This window comes from Halomonas sp. 3D7M, from assembly GCF_014897885.1.
Lineage (GTDB): Bacteria > Pseudomonadota > Gammaproteobacteria > Pseudomonadales > Halomonadaceae > Vreelandella.
The window spans coordinates 2,081-2,300 of record NZ_JABUZF010000192.1 but is presented as its reverse complement, the minus strand read 5'-3'; the positions used below and the strand labels follow the sequence as shown (position 1 = coordinate 2,300).

Annotated in this window: 1 protein-coding gene; it reads right to left on the bottom strand. The window is 56.8% G+C overall.

All coding sequences use genetic code 11. The annotated features are described in order from the left end of the window. A partial coding sequence (locus INT22_RS20775) for a BrxA family protein (protein ID WP_226912616.1) occupies window positions 1-220 on the bottom strand: 220 nt, incomplete at both ends.

The following is a 220-nucleotide window of genomic DNA, read 5'->3' as shown; positions in this document are numbered from 1 at the left end:
CATCGCGGTGGGCACGCTCGGCTAAAAACTCATCCCACTGGTAGGCCTGAAGCGCCTCCGCCTGGGTTAAAAACGCATCGGCAACGACACTTTCAAGAAATTCCACCAATAACAAATTACGCGCCATGGCCGCACAGAAAGACACCTGTGTGGCTAGCTGGTCGTCGCCATCGCGCAGCGCTTGCCAAAACGGTGGCTCCAGCTTCTCTAGACGCTTGCG